A 17,084-nucleotide genomic window follows, 5' to 3' on the forward strand; every position below is an offset into this window, starting at 1 on the left:
TAATTACATTATGTGCGCGAAATTAGCAAACCTATTCATGTTTTAGAAGAAGAAAACCACAACAGAGAGTGACAGCGCCATGATGAAATATTCGAAATCACGCACCATCTCTAAGTGAGAGAGAGTCACGTCTGTGCCAAGCGACGTGGTGATGCAAAGCGAGTAGACGATTGCTGGAATGAGCGCGAGGCAGTGGAGCGGGGAAAACACGCCGAGCATGCTCGCACCGGCGATGAGACACAGCGAAAGGGTGTCGAGTCCGTAGAGCACCAGCTGCGTGCGTTTGACGCCAACGAGCACCGGAAGCGTCGTGATGCCTTCACGGCGGTCGCCCTCTGCGTCTCGCACGTTCAACACCTCTCCGGCGATGAACGTACGGATGAAGAAAAAGCCGAACACGAGCAGGCTCGCGGTCGTCATTGCTTTCCCGGCGAATGCGAGGGGGAGATAGGCAACGGGCACGGCCCACGAAGCGGCCACGAACGACGTATTCACCAAGAAAATATCTTTGAGGCGATCAGCCTCGAAGACGGGAAGCCACGACTCGCTGTACAGAATCCCACTCACACCGGGAAAGAGTGTAAGTAAGACTGCCTCAATCCCACCGAAAAACGAGAGGAAAAGTGCGAGGAGGTACGCCCCGGCAGACAACGCGATGAACAGCCGTTTTTTTGGTTTGATGAACGCGACTCGGTCGGGATTGTTGATCGCATCTTCATTTAAATCTGTCAATTTATTGTGTGAGTAAACGGTAAAAGAAACGAGAAACGCGATGAGCACGGCGGGGTTCAAGGAGAGCGAAAGGAGGGTTGCAACCACGTAAATTTTCGTCGCCCCGACGAGGCCGAGAAAGAGGGTCCCGTGGACCACGACATTGTAGAGCTGTGTTTTGGTTTCTCCGTACGATTCTGGTGCCTTGATTGCGGTGCCAACGTTGTGCAATCCGGTGCCAACTTTGGTCGCCGCGTCGTTTCGAATCGACATTCCATCCTAAGAAACTCCATCGGCTCATTTGTATCTTAGCATACATATTATGTTTGAAATAAAAAATATCACGTTCTTCGACTATTCTTCGCGGGCGGCTTCGAACATCGAGAGGGCTTGCTCGCGGCGCTCGCTGTGGTTGACAATGGGGTGTGGGTAGTCGGGCGCGACTTTTTTGCGGAGGCGGTCTGTCAGCCCGTGCCACCCGTGGATGGTGTCCGCGTCTACGTCGCGCAGTTCGGGGACGTAGCGTTTGATGTACGCCGCGCTCGGGTCGTAACGCTCGCCTTGAGTCATCGGGTTGAAGATGCGAAAGTACGGCTGGGCGTCGGTGCCCGTCGACGCCGCCCATTGCCACCCACCCGTGTCGTTCGCGGTGTCGTGGTCAACGAGGTGTTTGCGGAACCAGTCGTAGCCCTCGCGCCAGTCAATGAGCAGGTCTTTGGTCAGAAACGAGGCGACAATCATCCGCACGCGATTGTGTATAAACCCATCCGCCCGGAGTTGGCGCATTCCCGCGTCCACAATGGGGTAGCCCGTTTCCCCGGCTTTCCACGCGGCGAGTTCCGATTGATCGTTTCGCCACGCAATCGGGTTCTCGTAGGTCTTGTAGTTCGCCCACGTCACGTTCGGATTGTACCAGAGGACGTGCGCGTAGAACTCGCGCCACGCGAGTTGCGATTGGAACTCGTGGACCGATTCTGCGGCTTCGTCGTTCTCTGCGCGCGCTTTCGCCCGCTCGGTCGCCGCGTACACCTCCCTGATACCGATGGTTCCCCACTTCAGGTGCTCTGACAGTCGAGACGTGCTCGATTCTGCGGGGTAGTCGCGTCTCTCGTCGTACCGAAAGATGGCGTCGTCACAGAACGCAGCCAGCCGTTCGCGCGCCGCGTCGGTTCCCGCAGAAGCGATGTCGGCGGTCGATTCCTCGAACCCAAGCGAAGAAAGCGATGGCAACGCCGCACCTTCGACCGCCGCGATACTGCCTGATTCAGGCGGCTCGAATGGCGCGTCTTTCTCGCGGTCGTGCCACTTGCGCCCGAAGTAGGTGTAGACGGAGTAGGGGTCGCCGTCGTTCGTGAGAATGCTCCCCGGTTCGTGGCAGATGGCATCGTGCAGCGATTCGCGGGCTACGTCTGCGTCTGCGAGTGCCATGCGCACCGCCGCGTCGCGTTCGCGGGCAAGCCCCGAGTAATCGATGTTCCACCACACCTTTTCGACGCCGTGTTCCTCGGCGAGTTCGGGAAGAATCTCGACTGGGTCGCCGTGGGCAACGTACAGGTCACCGCCCAATTCGCGGTACTCCTCACGCAGTTTCGAGAGCGCATCGAGCATGAAGGACACGCGATTCGCGGAGGCGTGCTGGAGGACGTTCGGGTCGAAGACGAACACGGGGAGCACGCGACCGGCCTCACCAGCGGCGGCGAGGGCGCGGTTGTCAGCGATTCTGAGGTCACGTCGATGCCAGCACACCTGCATGGCAGAGCCAACGGACGCCGCGGCCAAAGTATACCGCGTTCGGGGCAGTTAAGGGGAGCGACAGACAGAACCACCCATGGACGCCGTTATGGAGCAATTCGATTTGACCGGGCGTGTCGCAGTCGTAACGGGCGGGAGCCGCGGAATTGGCCGCGCAATCGCCCTCGGCCTCGCAGACGCGGGCGCGGCCGTCGTGCCCGCAGCGCGCACCGAAGACGACGTGGCAAACGTGGCCCAGGAAATCAGAGACCGGGGTGGCGAGGCGCTCGCGGCGACGGTCGACGTGACCGACGAAGCCGACATCCGCGCGCTGATGGAGACGGCCGCAGCCGAGTTCGGCGGCATCGACTGCGTCGTGAACAACGCGGGCGTGAATCCGGGGAGCGCCCTCGGTGAACCCGAGCACATCGAAGCGGACGGCCTCGATTTCGTCATTGACGTGAACCTCCGCGGCGCGTTTCTCTGTACGAAAGCCGCAGCCGAGTACCTCCACGAGAGCGACGGCGGGTCCGTCATCAACGTCGCGAGCGTTGGCGGCTTAGTGGGCCTCCCGCGCCAACACCCCTACGTCGCCTCCAAACACGGCCTCGTGGGAATCACGAAGAGCATGGCTTTAGACTGGGCACCGACGGTGCGGGTGAACGCCATCGCACCCGGCTACGTCGATACCGACCTCACAGAGGGCGTCACAGGCAACGACAAACTCGCCCAATCCATCCGCGACCGAACACCGCTTGACCGATTTGCCGACCCAGAAGAACTGGCAGGGCCGGCCGTGTTCCTCGCCAGTCGCGCCGCGTCCTACGTGACCGGCGAGTGCCTCGCCGTCGATGGGGGTTGGACGGCGCGATAGACGGGAGTCGGCGGTAGAATCAAGTGCGCACCCCGTCTCGGTGCGGGTATTATGGCGGATGCAGTCTTGCTCGACATCGACGCGGGAATCGCGACCATCACGCTGAATCGCCCCAACGTGCGAAACGCCCTCACGCACGAAGTTTCTGCGGGGCTTCTCGACGCGCTCTCTGAAATCGAAGACAGCGACGCGCGCTGTGTCATCATCGAAGGCGCGGAGGGTGCGTTCTCCGCGGGCGGCGACATCAACGCGATGATGAAGGGGCTCGAAGGCGAGTACTCGCTCCCCGAACGCGAGCAACTCATCGTCCAGCGCACCTCGCGCGCCGTCGTGCGCGTGGCCGAGTTCCACTTGCCAACAATCGCCAAAATCGATGGCGTGGCGTTCGGCGCGGGCGCGAACCTCGCCATCGCCTGCGATATCTTACTCGCCACCGAGGACTCGAAGATTAGCTTCGGCTTCCGGCAGGTCGGCCTCACCGTGGACTCTGGCACCTCGTATTTCCTGCCGCGCATCGTCGGGGAAAACACGGCGAAAGAACTCGTGTTCACCGGCGAACTCGTCGACGCAGCCCGCGCGGAGTCACTTGGCCTGTTCAACCAGGTCTACAGCGAAGACGAATTCGAGGCGGCAGTCGAGCAGTTCGTTGAGAAAATCGCCACTGGGCCGACGGTCGCCCTGCGCGCCTCCAAACGGCTCATCCGCCAAGGAATGGAGCAGTCGCTCGACCAAGCCGTCACGAACGAAGCGTCGGCACAGGTGATGTGTTTCGCCACCGACGACCACGTCGAAGGCGCGACCGCGTTCATGGAAAAGCGCGCCCCCGAATTCACCGGCGAATGAACTCGATTGGCGTTCGGTAGCGTTGCACAACCTTTTCTCTGCGTCCCAACAGACAGTGCAGTATGCATCTTGATTCGACCCAACCCGCCCTTCTCGACCGTGAAGCGCGGTCGTTTCGCTACTATCGCAACGCAGTGTCGCGTCATTGGGACCCGTCGGACATCGACCTGATTGCCGACCGCGAAGCGCTCTGTGAGATGGAGCCACCGGTGTTCGACAGTCTTCGTGGCGCGCTCGCCAAGTTCGGCGCGGGCGAGCAGGCAGTCACGACCGACCTCGCCCCACTCGCGGTCGTCCTCAAACGACCGGAAGACCAGGCGTTCATCACGACCCAGCTCTACGAAGAAGCAAAGCACACCGACTTTTTCGACCGCTACTGGCGCGAAGTGGTGAACGAGGCAGAGGCAGAACGCGGTGAACCGCAAACCTCGCCACAGGCAGACCGCTGGTACGTCCCCGAATACATCGAACTGTTCGACCGCACCGAAGCGGCGATGACACGCCTCCTCTCAGAAGATACGCTTGAGACGCGGGCGAACGCCTACTGTCACTACCATCTCGTCGTGGAGGGTATCCTCGCACAGACCGCCTACTACGGTCTCCAGCAAGCCTACGGGCCGGACACCTACGCTGCCCTGCCGACTCTCCCGGGACTCACCACTGGCCTTGCCAAAATCCGCGGCGACGAAGGCCGCCACGTCGGGTTCGGGATGGCGAAGCTGAAAGCCCTCGTCACAGAGGGGGTCGCCCCATCGTTCCTCCACGAGACGGTCGGCGACCTCTTGCCGCTCGTAAACGCCATCACGACCGACGGGCTTCGGAGTCGAGAAGGCCTTCCCGGACCGGACAGCGCAGACCTCACCGCATATGCCGCGCGCAAACACACAGAGCGCATGACTCAAATCGTCGATGGCGACCACGAGATTCCGGACGTTGAGACGTTGACCGCACTCGACTAAACTGCAAGGCTGTCGGACGAAGCTATTTGACTCGTGCTAGCATGAGTCTACTATGTCCTTCAGTCTCACCGCAGAGCAAGAGGCAATCCGACAGGCGGTACGCGAGTTTGGCGAGGCAGAAATCCGCCCCGTCGCCCGCGAATACGACGAGTCGCGCGAGTATCCCGCGGCCATCCGTAAGAAAGCCGCGGCGTACGATTTCGTCGCGCCGAACATCCCCGAAACGTACGGCGGTGCAGGCCTCGATTTACTCGCTGTCGCCGTCATCACCGAAGAACTCTGGCGAGCCGACGCCGGAATCGGGAGCGCCATCTCCAGTGCCGGATTCGGCACGTCCATGCTCATCAAATACGGCGACGAGTGGATGAAAGAGGAGTGGCTCCCGAAAATCGCCGCCGGAGAGGCGGTCTCTGCGAGCGCCATCTCCGAGCCAGCCCACGGCTCGAACGTCGCCGGGATGGAGACACAAGCCGTCCAAGAAGGCGACGAGTGGGTTATCAATGGCACCAAGATGTGGATTACGAACGGGAACGTCGCGGACGTGGCAATCGTGATGGCGAAAACCGACCCCGACGCGGGCCATCGCGGCATCACCGCCTTCCTCGTCCCCACCGATTCGCCGGGTTTAACGGCGCACAAAATCGACAACAAACTCGGTATCCACGCCTCAGACCTCGCCGAACTCACCTTCGACGACCTGCGGATTCCGGAAGCGAACGTCGTCGGTGAGGTGGACAAGGGCTTCTACCAGCTCATGAACTTCTTCGCCCACGGGCGCGTCAGCGTCGCTTCGCAGGCGCTTGGCGTCGCACAAGCCGCGGTCGATGAAGCCATCTCCTACGCCGGAGAGCGCGAACAGTTCGGCAAGCCAATCGCGGAGTTCCAAGCGATTCGCCACAAGATTGCAGACATGGCGACGAACGTCGAAGCCGCGCGGTCGCTCAACTATCGCGCGGCGACTGCGGTCGAATCGGGCGACGACGACCTCGCCGCGAAGTTCGCATCGATGGCGAAACTGTTCGCAAGCGAGCAGGCGGTTCGCGTCGCAGACGAGGGCTTGCAGGTCCACGGCGGGGCTGGCTTCGTCACCGACCACCCTGCAGAGCGCTTCTACCGCGACGCACGGATTACGAAAATCTACGAAGGCACCTCGGAGATTCAGAAAAACATCATCGCAGACCGACTGCTCTGAGCCGGTCGAGTCAGTCGTAGGTGTAGAAGCCTTCGCCGGCGGCTTTGCCGGTCTTTCCGTCTTCGACGAGCGAGACGAGATACGGGCTTGGCTCAAAGCGATCTGCGTCCGTGCGCTCGTAGTGGTCGCGAAGCGAATCGAGCACCACGTCGAGGCCGATTTCGTCGGCTCTGGCACACGGTCCTTCGGGGAAGCCCGCACCGAGTTTCATCCCCGTATCAATCTCGTTTGGGATGGAGACGGCTTGGTCTACGAGTTTCGCCGCCTCGTTTATCATCCGCGCTTCGATGCGCAGAGTGTCCACGTCGCCAGACACGTCGTCTTCGGTGTAGTCTGCGCCGCCGTTCTCGTAGTCGTACCAGCCCTTCCCTGATTTTCTGCCGTACTCCTCTGCGTCCACGCGTTCTTGCATGGCCGGAGCGATTGGCTTCCCCGCTTCCTCTCGCACGCTATGGGAAATGTCGATGCCGGTCATATCAGAGAGTTCGAACGGTCCCATCGGGTAGCCCCGCTCGTACACCATCGTCGCGTCGATGTCGCGGACGGTTCCCGCATCCTCTGAGACCATCCACGCAGGTTCGTCGAGAAACGGCCCGAGTACGGAGTTCACGACGAAGCCGTTCACGTCCTTACGAACGTAGATGGGCGTCTTGTCGATAGATTCGACAAAGTCGGCGGCCGCGGTCGCGGTGTCCTCGCTCGTCTCCTCGCCGTAGATAACCTCCACGAGCGGCATTTTCACCGGTGGGTTGAAAAAGTGTAAACCGACCACTCGTGAGGGATTGTCGACCACCTTCGCAATCTGCGTAATCGACAGCGACGAGGTGTTCGTTGCCAGAATCGCGTCGGCTGGCGCGTACTCGGTGAGGTCTGTAAAGATATCTTCCTTTATCGACAGCCGCTCCGGTGCGGCTTCGATGACGAGGTCTGCCTCTGCGACGGCTTTCTCGATATCGACGGCGAGGTCGATGCGGTCGAGAATGTCTGCGGCTGATTCGTCGAGTTTCCCCTTCGATTCGAGCTTTTCGAGGCTCCACTGAATCTGGCCGTGGCCCTTCTCTACGTACTCGCGCTCGATGTCGCGGAGCGTCACGTCGTAACCCGCGATGGCCGTCACCTCCGCGATGCCGTGGCCCATGTTTCCTGCGCCAAGCACTGTCACTCGCTGTATCCCATCTACGGTCATGGCTAATCCGCTGTCAGCAAACTAGTTAACTCCACCGCCGACGGTGGCCGGTTTTCACCGGAAAAGCGGTGTGTTCAGAGCGACTCTTTGCCGTCGATGATGCGCTGGGCGCGGTCGGTTAACTGTTGCACCTGCGTCTCCATCTGTGGGTAGAGGTCGTCGTCGCTGTTGCCTTCGAGATAGCGCCGATAGAACATCTCACCAAGCCCGATGAGTTTGAACACCGCGAGCGTCCGGTAGAAGCGCTCGTGGACGAACTCACGGCCTGTCTGTTCCTCGTAGCGGTCAACGAGGTCTTGGCGACTCGGGTAGCCCTCGCGCTCCATGAACCGCGCCATCAGGTCGGGGACGGCAGGCGGTTCGTCGTCTACGTCGCGCCAGTAGGCGAGCATCCAGCCGAGGTCACAGAGCGGGTCACCGAGCGTCGAGAGTTCCCAGTCGAACACACCGACGATTTCGGGAGGCGTCCCCGGCCCAAACATGACGTTGTCGAGTTTGTAGTCGCCGTGGACGAGCGTGTGTTCGTGGCTCTCGGGCGTGTTCTCGACCAGCCAGTCGTACACTGCTTCGACGCCTTCGACAGTGCGCTCTTCTTCCGTGACTTCGCTCGCCCAGTCGAACTGCTTTTTCCAGCGGCTGACCTGCCGCTCGGTGTAGCCCTCCGGATAGCCGAACTCACCGAGACCGACGGCCTCGTAGTCCGTCTCGTGAATCTCTGCGAGCGCATCGACGAGCTGGATACCGATTTGCTCGCGCATTTCGGGGGTGGCAAATCGCTCGGGTTCGTCTCGGCGCAGTACGTCTCCCGCCTCTTTTTCCATCACGTAGAAGTCACAGCCGAGAATCGAGTGGTCGTCCGTGCCGAGGATGGTGCGTGGCACGCGGACGGGCGTGTCCTGCAGGGCGTTCATCACCTTGTACTCCCGGAGCACGTCGTGTGCTGACTCTGCAGTTTCACCCGGTGGCGGGCGTCGGATGACGAGTTCTAAGTCCCCCCACGTCACGAACAGCGTCTCGTTCGAGTGGCCCTCTTTGTGATGGCGGACGTCGTACTCATCTGCCGCGCCCAACTCGGCTTCAAGGAAGGCTGCGAGTTTCTCCTCGTCTACGATACGCGAGAAGTACTCCTCTGAATGGTCGCTCACAGTGCCCACCTCAGAAAGCTAATCTCTAACATGGTCGCGGCTACAACCTCCGGCTACGAAAACCTGCGGGTATCGGCGGCTGTTGACGTACACAAATCGGGATACGCCTTTTGTCTCGCACGACAAAGTGACCCCATGGACGAGGCACTCTCGCAGGCGGCCACCGCGCTCAGCGAGGCAGACTCAGTCGTCGCGCTCACGGGCGCAGGCGTCAGTACCGCCTCCGGCATCCCCGACTTTCGCAGCGAAGGCGGCCTCTGGGAGAAACACGACCCACAGAGTTTCCACTTCAGCCGATTTCGCACAGACCCCGAAGGCTTCTGGCGCGACCGGCTTTCGATGTTCGAAGACATCTACGCCGGGGGCGATATCGCGCCCAACGACGCCCACCACGCGCTCGCAGAACTCGAATCGGCGGGCCACCTCGACACACTCATCACGCAAAATATCGATGGCCTGCACCGCGAGGCGGGCACAGCGAATCTCATCGAACTCCACGGCACGGGCGCAGAGGTCGTCTGCATGGACTGTGGAAACCGCGCCGACGCAGCCCCGGCGTGGGACGCGGTCAAAGCCGGAAACGCCCCGCCGCGCTGTGCGTCGTGTGACGGTATCGTGAAACCTGCCGTCGTGTTGTTCGGAGAATCCATGCCAGAGGTGGCGATGTCGCGGGCGCACTCGCTCGCCAAATCATGTGACGTGTTTCTCGTCGCCGGGTCGTCGCTCTCGGTCGAGCCGGCCGCCTCGCTCCCGCACGTCGCGGCGAGACACGGTGCGACCACTATCTACGTGAATCTGGATGACACCGGCTTCGACGCAGACTACACGTTCGACGCGGACGTGACCGACGTGCTTCCGCGACTCGCCGCTGCTGTCCGCAAGCCCTAGTGTTTTGGGAGCGTGTACCGTGAGCTATGGTGCGATGGACTACGGCGTTGCCCACACCAAAGACGTGCCCGTGACCGACCTCTCTGAAATCGACGAACTCCCCCCGGACCTCAACATCCGCTCGCTCGACGACGTGTTGGGGTTAGAGAAGATGAACGCCAAACTCTGGTATCTCGAACCCGGCGAGCAAATCGGCTACCACGCCCACTCGGAACAAGAGGAGTTCTACTACGTCATCGAAGGCACCTTCTCGCTGAAACTCGGGCGGTCTGGCGAGGAAGAAGTCCGTGAAGTCGGGCCTGGGACGTTTTTCTCGGCTGGCCCGGAAATCGGCCACGGCTACCGGAACGTCGGTGACGAGCGCGGCGTCGTGTTGGCGATTGGAACGCCGCCGGTACACGACCCCGGCTTAGACCCACACGCGCTTGATTAGGCGTAGGAGGCGGAGAGATACTCGTTTATTTTCGCGGACTCGGCCATAGTCACGCCGTACTCGTCATCGACGAGGACGGGGACGCCCCGCTGGCCGGAGACCCGTTTCACCTCGTTACGCTTCGAGTGCAGGGCTTCGACCCAGACGCTCTCGAACTCTACGTCGAGTTCGTCAAGTTTGTCCACCACGAGTTCACACCACGGACAGCCTTCGAGTCGGTAGAGGGTGAGGCTCATAGCACGCAGAAGCACCCACACGAATAAAAGCGTGGTGTGGCCCGGAGGATTTTGGTACTCCCGCACCTCGTGACGGCTATGCCACCAGCCACAGGCGAGCGCGCGCCCACCTTTACGGCGTTGTACTGTGACGGCCAAACCTTCCGCGAAGCCAGCCTCGATGCCGTCCTCGGTGAGCGCGGCGGCGTGCTCGTGTTCTCTGGGTTTTCGGGCAGCGCCATCACGCACAACTGGTGGACGCGCTACGCCACTGCTGGTTGGGACGAGTTCGAGGGACTGACCGTCACCGGCGTCACCCGCGATGGCCCGTATGCGCAAAACGCCTTCCTGCGAGACCTCGACAGCCCGTTTTCACTGTTCGCGGACGTAGACGCCCGCGCTATCGACGCATACGACGTGCGGTGTGAACGCGACGGAATGGCCGGGGTTTCGACGGCACGGCGAGCCATCTTTGTGCTCGATGCAGACCGCATCGTCCAGTATCGGTGGCTCGCGGATGACTGGATTTCACCGGTTCCCCGAGAAGAAATCGAAACCGCGGTTTTCGAGTGTTGACTCAGTCCTGCGGTTTATCTTCGTAGACCACGAATATTCTGTCATATGCGTTCGTCTATCCACGTCGTCGAGTCCGACGCGGAGTATGAAGATGCTCTCTCCGTTCGATTCCGGGTTTTCGTAGAGGAGCAAGGTGTACCAGAAGAGTTGGAGGTTGACGAGTACGAAAACGATTGCGTCCACTTCGTCGCCTATATCGACGATGACGCCGTCGGGGCTGCGCGGCTTCGCCCGCTCGACGATGAACGGGCGAAAATAGAGCGCGTGGCCGTGCTCGAACCGTATCGCGGTAACGGACTCGGCTTCGAACTCATGGCGTGTGTCGAGTCGGAGGCACACGCACGCGGCTACGACCACCTCATTCTCAACTCGCAAGTACACGCGAAGTCGTTCTACGAGCGGCTTGGCTACCTTCAACAGGGAGACGAGTTCGAAGAGGCGGGCATCCCGCACGTCACGATGGACAAGCTGTTTTAGACGCCGAGTTGCTTCGCAATCGTATTTAGCTGAATTTCGTCAGTGCCTTCCACGATGCGAAGGATGCGCGCGAGATGGAGGTGGTCCATGAACGGATTTTCCTCCGCGACGCCGTTGCCGCCGTGTATCTGCACCGTGTCGTCTGCGAGTTGCCAGTAGGCGTCGGTGGCGAGCCACTTGAACGCAGACGACGCCTGTATCGCATCCTCTCCACTGTCCATCAGCCACGCACACCGGAGACCTGCCGCGTCTGCAGCATCGACCCGCGCCTTTCCGCGGGCGATTTTCCCAGAGATTTGCTGAAACTTCCCGATGGGTTGGCCGAACGCTTCGCGCTGGTTCGCGTAGGACACGCACTCGTCTACGAGTTGTTCTGCATAACCCACGGCCTCTGCACCCAATTCGAGACGACCGAGTGAGAGAAAGTCCATCGCGGAGTAGAACGCTGCATCCACCTCGCCAAGCACGCGCGAGTCGGGGACGCGAACCTCATCGAAGACGAGTTCTGCCTGCATCCCCTCCATGCCGACGGCGTTGTTCATCGCGCCGAGTTCGTACTCGTCGGCTTCTACGATGAAACACGTAATGCCGCCGTAGCGGCCCGCTTTTTCTTGCGGCGTCGTGCGAGCGAACACCTGCACGAAATCTGCGTACGGCGCGTTCGTAATCCACTGCTTTCGCCCGGTAATCACCCACTCGTCACCCTCCTTTCGCGCCGTCGTCTGCATGTTCGGGGAATCAGAGCCTGCACCGGGTTCGGTCTGGGCGAACGCCGTCGATTGCTCGCCGCGGACGACGGGTTTCAGGTAGGTCTCGGTCTGCTCCGTATTCGCCTGCAACAAGAGCGGTTTTGGCCCCTCCGGCCCGGCAAGGATGTGGCGTGTGAGGCCGGTTCCTTTGGCCGCGACGTGCGTTTTCGCGCGATACCACGTCACCGTCGAGACACCCTCTCCGCCGACGCCCTCGGGCATGTTCATGGCGTAAAAGCCCGCGTCTGCACTCTTCTTACGGATTTTCTCAATAGCGTCGAGCACGTCGGAAACGAACCGGCCATCCGTTTCGTGCCGCAGCCGTGGATTCTCCAACACCTCGCCCAACTCGGCTTCGAGCGGTCTGACTTCGCGTTCGACAAACTGGTCGAGACTCTGGCGGATGAGCCGTGTCTCTTCGCCCACCCCAAATGAAACCCCGCCGTGGTTGTTTTCTGCAGGCATGACGCTACCAACACCGGTCAAGAGGTTAACGTTCGGGGTCAGCATCGAACATTAAGTAGCCGCCGTGTGAGATGCGACCATGAATCTCTCTGGTATCCGCGTCCTCGATTTGACTCGGTTGCTTCCCGGTCCCTACGCCACGCAGCTCCTCGCTGATCTCGGTGCGGATGTCATCAAAGTCGAAGACACCGGCGCGGGAGACTACGCGCGAGCCATGCCGCCGCTCACCGACGAGGGCATCGGCGCGGTGTTCGACGGCGTGAATCGCGGCAAGCGAAGCGTCGCCATCAACCTGAAAGCGGACGCCGGGCGGGAGGCGTTTTACAAACTCGTCGAACACGCGGATGTGGTGTTCGAGAGCTTTCGCCCGGGCGTCACAGACCGGTTAGGTATCGACTACGACACGCTCACCGAGTACAATCCGAAACTCGTCTACTGCTCGCTCTCTGGCTTCGGGCAGACCGGCCCGCTCGCCGACGCGGTTGGCCACGACCTGAACTATATCGGCCTCGCGGGCCTGCTCGACATGACTCGCGAAGACGAGACTGCAAAGCCTCAAATTCCGGGCTATCCGACCGCAGACATGGCCGGCGGCCTCTTCTGTGCGTTCTCCATCGTGAGCGGCTTGCTCTCACGAGAACTCGGCAGCGGCGGGAGCTACGTCGACGTGTCGATGACCGACGTCGTCCTCTCGTTTTCCCACGCGCTCGCCGCGCCCGCCTTCGACGGCGAGACGCCGCGCCCGGGTGAAACGTCGCTCACCGGTGTGTATCCGTGGTACGACGTGTACGCCGCGAAAGACGGCTACGTGACGCTCGCCGCCCTCGAACCGAAGTTCTGGGAAGCCTTCTGTGAAGCCGTCGGTAGACCAGACCTCGTTGCTGTTCACGGCACCACCGACCCGGCAGAACGCGACGCCCTGCGCGAGGAACTCTCGAACCTCTTTGCCGGGAAGACGCGCGACGAGTGGGTGGAGGAACTCGCGGACGTGGACGCCGCCTTCGGCGGGGTGTACACGCTCTCAGAAGCTCTTGACCACCCGCAACTCGCGTCTCGCGGCATCATCCGACGACCCGAGGATGGTCGCCCGCGCATCGGCTTTCCGGCGGTCACCGACCGCACCCGAGACACGGACGAATCGCTCCCAGAACAGGGCGAACACACCGAAGCTGTGTTGCGAGACGTGGGTCTCTCGCCGTTCAACATCGACACCCTGCGCCGCGACGGCGTCATCGACTGACTGCCCACCAAGAGTTATTTGCCCGGCGCGTGGAGTGCAACCATGCGACTTGGCCTGTTACTCCCGCACATCGGCACCGTCAATCCGACAGAACTCGCGGCTCGCGCAGAGGACTTGGGGTATGGCTCCGTCTGGCTCGGAGAACTCTGGGGGTCTGACTCGACGATTCAGCTCACCGCTATCGCCGGGGAAACGGAGAATATCGAGATTGGGACGGCGATTCTCAACGTCTTCTCGCGCTCGCCCGCCGTCCTCGCCATGACCGCCGCGACGTTAGACCGCGTCTCCGATGGCCGGTTCACCCTCGGCCTCGGGACGAGTACGCCAAAGGCAATCGAAGACCTCCACGGGATGCCTTTCGACCGTCCCGTGCGCCGTTCGCACGAAACCATCGAACTCGTCAAACAGTTCCTCGGTGGCGGCGATGAGCGCGTGGATTACGATGGTGAGCTGTTCGAAACGAAGGACTTCCCGCCGCTCGATGCCGACGTGGAAGTGTACCATGCTGCGCTCGGCCCCGCAAATCGTCGCGTCGTCGCCCGCCTCGCAGACGGCTGGATTCCCCACAACATCCCGTTCCCGCACTTAGAAGAGGCGTTCGAGTACGTCGCAGAACACGCCACAAAGGCGGGCCGCGACCCAGCCGACATCACCGTCGCGCCCTACATTCCGTCTGCAGTCAGCGACGACGAGGCGGAAGCCCACGACGCGATTCGCGGCCACATTGCCTACTACGTCGGCAGCGGGAAGGGCTACCAGCGCGCGGTCGCCCAGATGTTCCCCGAGGAGGCCGACGCCGTCGCAGACGCGTGGCGCGGCGGCGACCGCAAAGGCGCGGCCGCTGCAGTCACAGACGAGATGGTGGCAGCCCTCGGCGTCTCCGGGACGCCAGAACAGGCCCGCGACCGCCTCCACGACGTAATCGAAAATCCCGCCATCGACCGGCCGCTCATCACCATTCCAAATCAGACGGCTGAAAAGTTAGCCGAACAGACGATTGAGGCGCTATCGCCGTCGCATCTCTGAATTATAGATAGTCATCTTTTCTGATTAATCACCCCTTAGACCCTGATTTACGGAGTGCATAGGAAAGGGGATAGCCCGATTTTTCCATGATGATGACGAAGAAAACCCGCCGCCGGTTCCTCCAAGTGACAGGCAGTGCAATCGCAGTCGGCCTCGCTGGCTGTTCTAGCAACAGCGGCGATGGCGAGACCACGGAGAACGGCACGACCACGGAAGGTGACACGACCACCACGGAAGGCGACATGACCACCACCGAGAACGCCACCACCACCGAGGCCGCGATGGACGGCCCCGGCGCAGAAGACGGTGACCACTGGCACGGTGCGATGTACCTCGAAGTCGATGGCGAGCGTATGAACCTCTCGACCGAGACGTTCGTCGACGACGACAACTTACAGCCGTTCCACTTCCACACGGAGAAAAACAACAACAACAAGTGGCACCTCTCAGAGGAAGCTGTCACGCTCGGACAGGGGCTCAACCAAGTTCCGAACATCAGCTACCAGAAGATGGGCGAGAACACGACGCTCACCGTGGACGGCGAAACGTACAACTCAGGTGACTTCAACACGAACATTGCCATCCAGCAGCGCGACGTGACCGTCGACCCGACCCAGTATATGGTCAAAGACGGCGACATCTTCTGGGTAATGATTTCGACCGACGGCAGCGAACCAACGCCCAACTTAGAAGGTGGCGTCGAGGAAGACAACTCCACCGACAACTCGACTGAGACCACGACGACGGAGATGAACAGCTAACGCCCCACGACTAAATCCCTGTGCCCTCCAGGGTTTTCACACCCCTTGAACCGACCGTGAGCCGTGGCTCAGAACGAAAACAGGTCGATACCGCCTGTGACACCGATGACCTGTCCCGTGATGTAACTCGCTTGCTCGCTCGACAGGTAGGCAATCAGATTCGACACGTCGCGTTCACGGCCGAGTTTCTGCATCGGCGTTGCCTTCCGAATACGCTCGAACATCGGGTTTGTCGCGGCTAACTCCTCAGATGAGAGGTCTGCGAGCGCGTCCATCACGATGTTCGGCGTGATGATGTTGCAGGTGACGCCGTTTCGCGCTCCTTCGAGCGCCATCGTTTTCCCAAACCCGATGAGCGCAGCCTTCGTCGCGGCGTAGGAAGCCTGTCCGAAGCCGCCGTACCACCCGGCCATCGAGGACATGTTGATAACCCGCCCCCACCCGCGCTCGCACATCGCCGGGAACACCTCGCGCGAGATGTTGTACGCGCCGGTCAGGTTCACGTCAACGTCCAAATCCCACTTCTCGTCGTCGTAGTCTTTGAGCTGGCTCTGGGCGTCTACGAGGCCGGCGTTGTTCACGAGAATGTCGATGCCGCCGGTTTCCTCGCGGAGCGCAGAGACTGTGTCTTTCACATCGCCCCGGTCGGTCAGGTCGCAGGTGACGGCATGGGCAGTCCCACCCGATTCCCGAATCTCGTCTGCCACCGTCTCCGCGGCCTCGGCTTCCAAATCGAGGACGACGACGGTTGCACCTTCTGCAGCGAGCACGCGACAGTCTTCGCTTCCGATACGGCCTGCGCCCCCGGTGACGAGGGCGGTTTTCTCAGCAAGTCCGAAATCCATACCCGGCGGTTCACCGGACTGTGTGTTAATCGTTTGCCACGACTCAGTCGCGAACCCCGACGATACGGAGGATTTCACGCAGGTCGTCGATGACGTAATCGACCGCTGGGCCGTCCGACGCGCCGTAAGCAACGGTCGTAAGCCCCGCCTCACGGCCGCCGACCATGTCGTGGCTGTAGCGGTCGCCAATCATCATCCCTGCGCCTGGGGAGACACCAGCGCGCTCTAAGGCCGTCTGAAACATCGCTTGGTCGGGCTTTTTCTTCCCGACTTCTTCGGACGTGGTGACGTGGTCGAAGTGGGTGAGGACGCCAAGTGTGTCGAGAATTTTACGGCCTTCGTGGTCGTCTACGTCGCTGATGACGCCGAGATAGAGGCCAGCTTCGTCAAGAACTTCGAGGGTCTCTTTCGCGCCGTCGTGGGGGCGAATCGTGCCGTAGGTCGCCTCTTCGAAAAGGGGTTTCCACTCGGATTCTGGAACCGTTCGGCCGAGGAGTTCATCGACGGCGTACTGATAGCCCGCGGCGGCAGGCCGGTAGTTCGTGCCGTCTGTCCCGCTGAAATAGTCGCCAAGCGCGCCTCGCCACGTCGCTTTCGCGGCCTCGTGGTCTGTGAGGTCCTGGGCTGCGACGAGGCGGCGAATGAACTCATCGTGGCCCGCTCTGACCGACGAGAGGTCAAGGAGGACACCGCCGATATCGAAGAACACCGCGTCAAATTCGCTCATTGGTCGCAGAGAAGAAATCCGGGTACAAATGCGTGTGGCTC

18 protein-coding genes and 1 pseudogene are annotated in these 17,084 nt (G+C 61.2%); 11 read left to right on the forward strand and 8 right to left on the reverse strand.

All coding sequences use genetic code 11. The features are described 5' to 3' along the window. Positions 1–42 precede the first annotated feature (42 nt). Positions 43–984, reverse strand: coding sequence for a UbiA family prenyltransferase (locus V5N13_RS00805; protein ID WP_336359209.1), 942 nt, complete (start codon positions 982–984; stop codon positions 43–45). Between the two features lie 81 nt (positions 985–1,065). Further along, positions 1,066–2,463 (reverse strand): cryptochrome/photolyase family protein, encoded by a 1,398-nt coding sequence (locus V5N13_RS00810; RefSeq protein ID WP_336359210.1) that lies wholly within the window; start codon positions 2,461–2,463, stop codon positions 1,066–1,068. Between the two features lie 76 nt (positions 2,464–2,539). Between V5N13_RS00810 and V5N13_RS00815 the strand changes: the two genes are divergently transcribed. From V5N13_RS00815 to V5N13_RS00830, 4 genes are all read left to right on the forward strand, one after another. Next, the gene (locus tag V5N13_RS00815; RefSeq protein WP_332898939.1) at positions 2,540–3,316 is read left to right on the forward strand and encodes an SDR family NAD(P)-dependent oxidoreductase; all 777 of its coding nucleotides are present in this window, start codon (positions 2,540–2,542) and stop codon (positions 3,314–3,316) included. A 51-nt stretch (positions 3,317–3,367) separates the two neighbouring features. Next, the gene (locus tag V5N13_RS00820; RefSeq protein ID WP_336359211.1) at positions 3,368–4,159 is read left to right on the forward strand and encodes an enoyl-CoA hydratase/isomerase family protein; all 792 of its coding nucleotides are present in this window, start codon (positions 3,368–3,370) and stop codon (positions 4,157–4,159) included. A gap of 62 nt (positions 4,160–4,221) precedes the next feature. Then, the gene (locus V5N13_RS00825) at positions 4,222–5,118 is read left to right on the forward strand and encodes a ribonucleoside-diphosphate reductase (RefSeq protein ID WP_336359212.1); all 897 of its coding nucleotides are present in this window, start codon (positions 4,222–4,224) and stop codon (positions 5,116–5,118) included. 52 nt (positions 5,119–5,170) lie between these two features. Continuing rightward, positions 5,171–6,310, forward strand: a complete 1,140-nt coding sequence (locus V5N13_RS00830) for an acyl-CoA dehydrogenase family protein (RefSeq protein WP_336359213.1) — start codon at positions 5,171–5,173, stop codon at positions 6,308–6,310. A 13-nt stretch (positions 6,311–6,323) separates the two neighbouring features. Here the strand turns inward: V5N13_RS00830 and V5N13_RS00835 are convergent. Together V5N13_RS00835 and V5N13_RS00840 are read right to left on the reverse strand one after the other, a co-directional pair. Then, positions 6,324–7,496, reverse strand: a pseudogene (locus V5N13_RS00835) (3-hydroxyacyl-CoA dehydrogenase); the annotation flags it as partial. A 74-nt stretch (positions 7,497–7,570) separates the two neighbouring features. Then, the gene (locus tag V5N13_RS00840; protein WP_336359215.1) at positions 7,571–8,641 is read right to left on the reverse strand and encodes a phosphotransferase family protein; all 1,071 of its coding nucleotides are present in this window, start codon (positions 8,639–8,641) and stop codon (positions 7,571–7,573) included. Positions 8,642–8,776: 135 nt separating this feature from the next. Between V5N13_RS00840 and V5N13_RS00845 the strand changes: the two genes are divergently transcribed. Next, positions 8,777–9,529 (forward strand): Sir2 family NAD-dependent protein deacetylase, encoded by a 753-nt coding sequence (locus tag V5N13_RS00845; RefSeq protein ID WP_336359216.1) that lies wholly within the window; start codon positions 8,777–8,779, stop codon positions 9,527–9,529. 34 nt (positions 9,530–9,563) lie between these two features. Continuing rightward, complete coding sequence (locus tag V5N13_RS00850) at positions 9,564–9,962, forward strand: cupin domain-containing protein (protein WP_442905084.1); 399 nt, start codon at positions 9,564–9,566, stop codon at positions 9,960–9,962. Here the strand turns inward: V5N13_RS00850 and V5N13_RS00855 are convergent. Then, positions 9,959–10,198 (reverse strand): glutaredoxin family protein, encoded by a 240-nt coding sequence (locus V5N13_RS00855; RefSeq protein WP_336359218.1) that lies wholly within the window; start codon positions 10,196–10,198, stop codon positions 9,959–9,961. The genes V5N13_RS00850 and V5N13_RS00855 overlap by 4 nt on opposite strands. A 78-nt stretch (positions 10,199–10,276) precedes the next feature. On the opposite strand from V5N13_RS00855, the gene V5N13_RS00860 reads away from it, so the two are divergent. Continuing rightward, entirely contained in the window at positions 10,277–10,753 is a 477-nt protein-coding gene (locus V5N13_RS00860; RefSeq protein ID WP_336359219.1) for a redoxin domain-containing protein, read from the forward strand. A gap of 45 nt (positions 10,754–10,798) precedes the next feature. Continuing rightward, positions 10,799–11,230 (forward strand): GNAT family N-acetyltransferase, encoded by a 432-nt coding sequence (locus V5N13_RS00865; protein WP_336359220.1) that lies wholly within the window; start codon positions 10,799–10,801, stop codon positions 11,228–11,230. Here the strand turns inward: V5N13_RS00865 and V5N13_RS00870 are convergent. Beyond that, positions 11,227–12,444 (reverse strand): acyl-CoA dehydrogenase family protein, encoded by a 1,218-nt coding sequence (locus V5N13_RS00870; protein WP_336359221.1) that lies wholly within the window; start codon positions 12,442–12,444, stop codon positions 11,227–11,229. The two genes, V5N13_RS00865 and V5N13_RS00870, sit on opposite strands and share 4 nt — an antisense overlap. 79 nt (positions 12,445–12,523) lie before the next feature. On the opposite strand from V5N13_RS00870, the gene V5N13_RS00875 reads away from it, so the two are divergent. From V5N13_RS00875 to V5N13_RS00885, 3 genes are all read left to right on the forward strand, one after another. Then, entirely contained in the window at positions 12,524–13,684 is a 1,161-nt protein-coding gene (locus tag V5N13_RS00875) for a CaiB/BaiF CoA transferase family protein (protein ID WP_336359222.1), read from the forward strand. Positions 13,685–13,726: 42 nt separating this feature from the next. Next, on the forward strand, positions 13,727–14,710 hold the full coding sequence (locus V5N13_RS00880; RefSeq protein WP_336359223.1) for an LLM class flavin-dependent oxidoreductase: 984 nt from the start codon (positions 13,727–13,729) through the stop codon (positions 14,708–14,710). Positions 14,711–14,796: 86 nt separating this feature from the next. Continuing rightward, entirely contained in the window at positions 14,797–15,471 is a 675-nt protein-coding gene (locus V5N13_RS00885) for a hypothetical protein (protein WP_336359224.1), read from the forward strand. 68 nt (positions 15,472–15,539) lie between these two features. On the opposite strand, the gene V5N13_RS00890 is transcribed toward V5N13_RS00885, so the two are convergent. Further along, positions 15,540–16,316, reverse strand: a complete 777-nt coding sequence (locus tag V5N13_RS00890) for an SDR family NAD(P)-dependent oxidoreductase (protein WP_336359225.1) — start codon at positions 16,314–16,316, stop codon at positions 15,540–15,542. Between the two features lie 43 nt (positions 16,317–16,359). Continuing rightward, positions 16,360–17,043, reverse strand: coding sequence for an HAD family hydrolase (locus V5N13_RS00895; RefSeq protein WP_336359226.1), 684 nt, complete (start codon positions 17,041–17,043; stop codon positions 16,360–16,362). Between the last annotated feature and the right edge of the window lie 41 nt (positions 17,044–17,084).

This window comes from Haladaptatus sp. ZSTT2, from assembly GCF_037081775.1.
Classification (GTDB): Archaea; Halobacteriota; Halobacteria; order Halobacteriales; family Halococcaceae; genus QDMS2.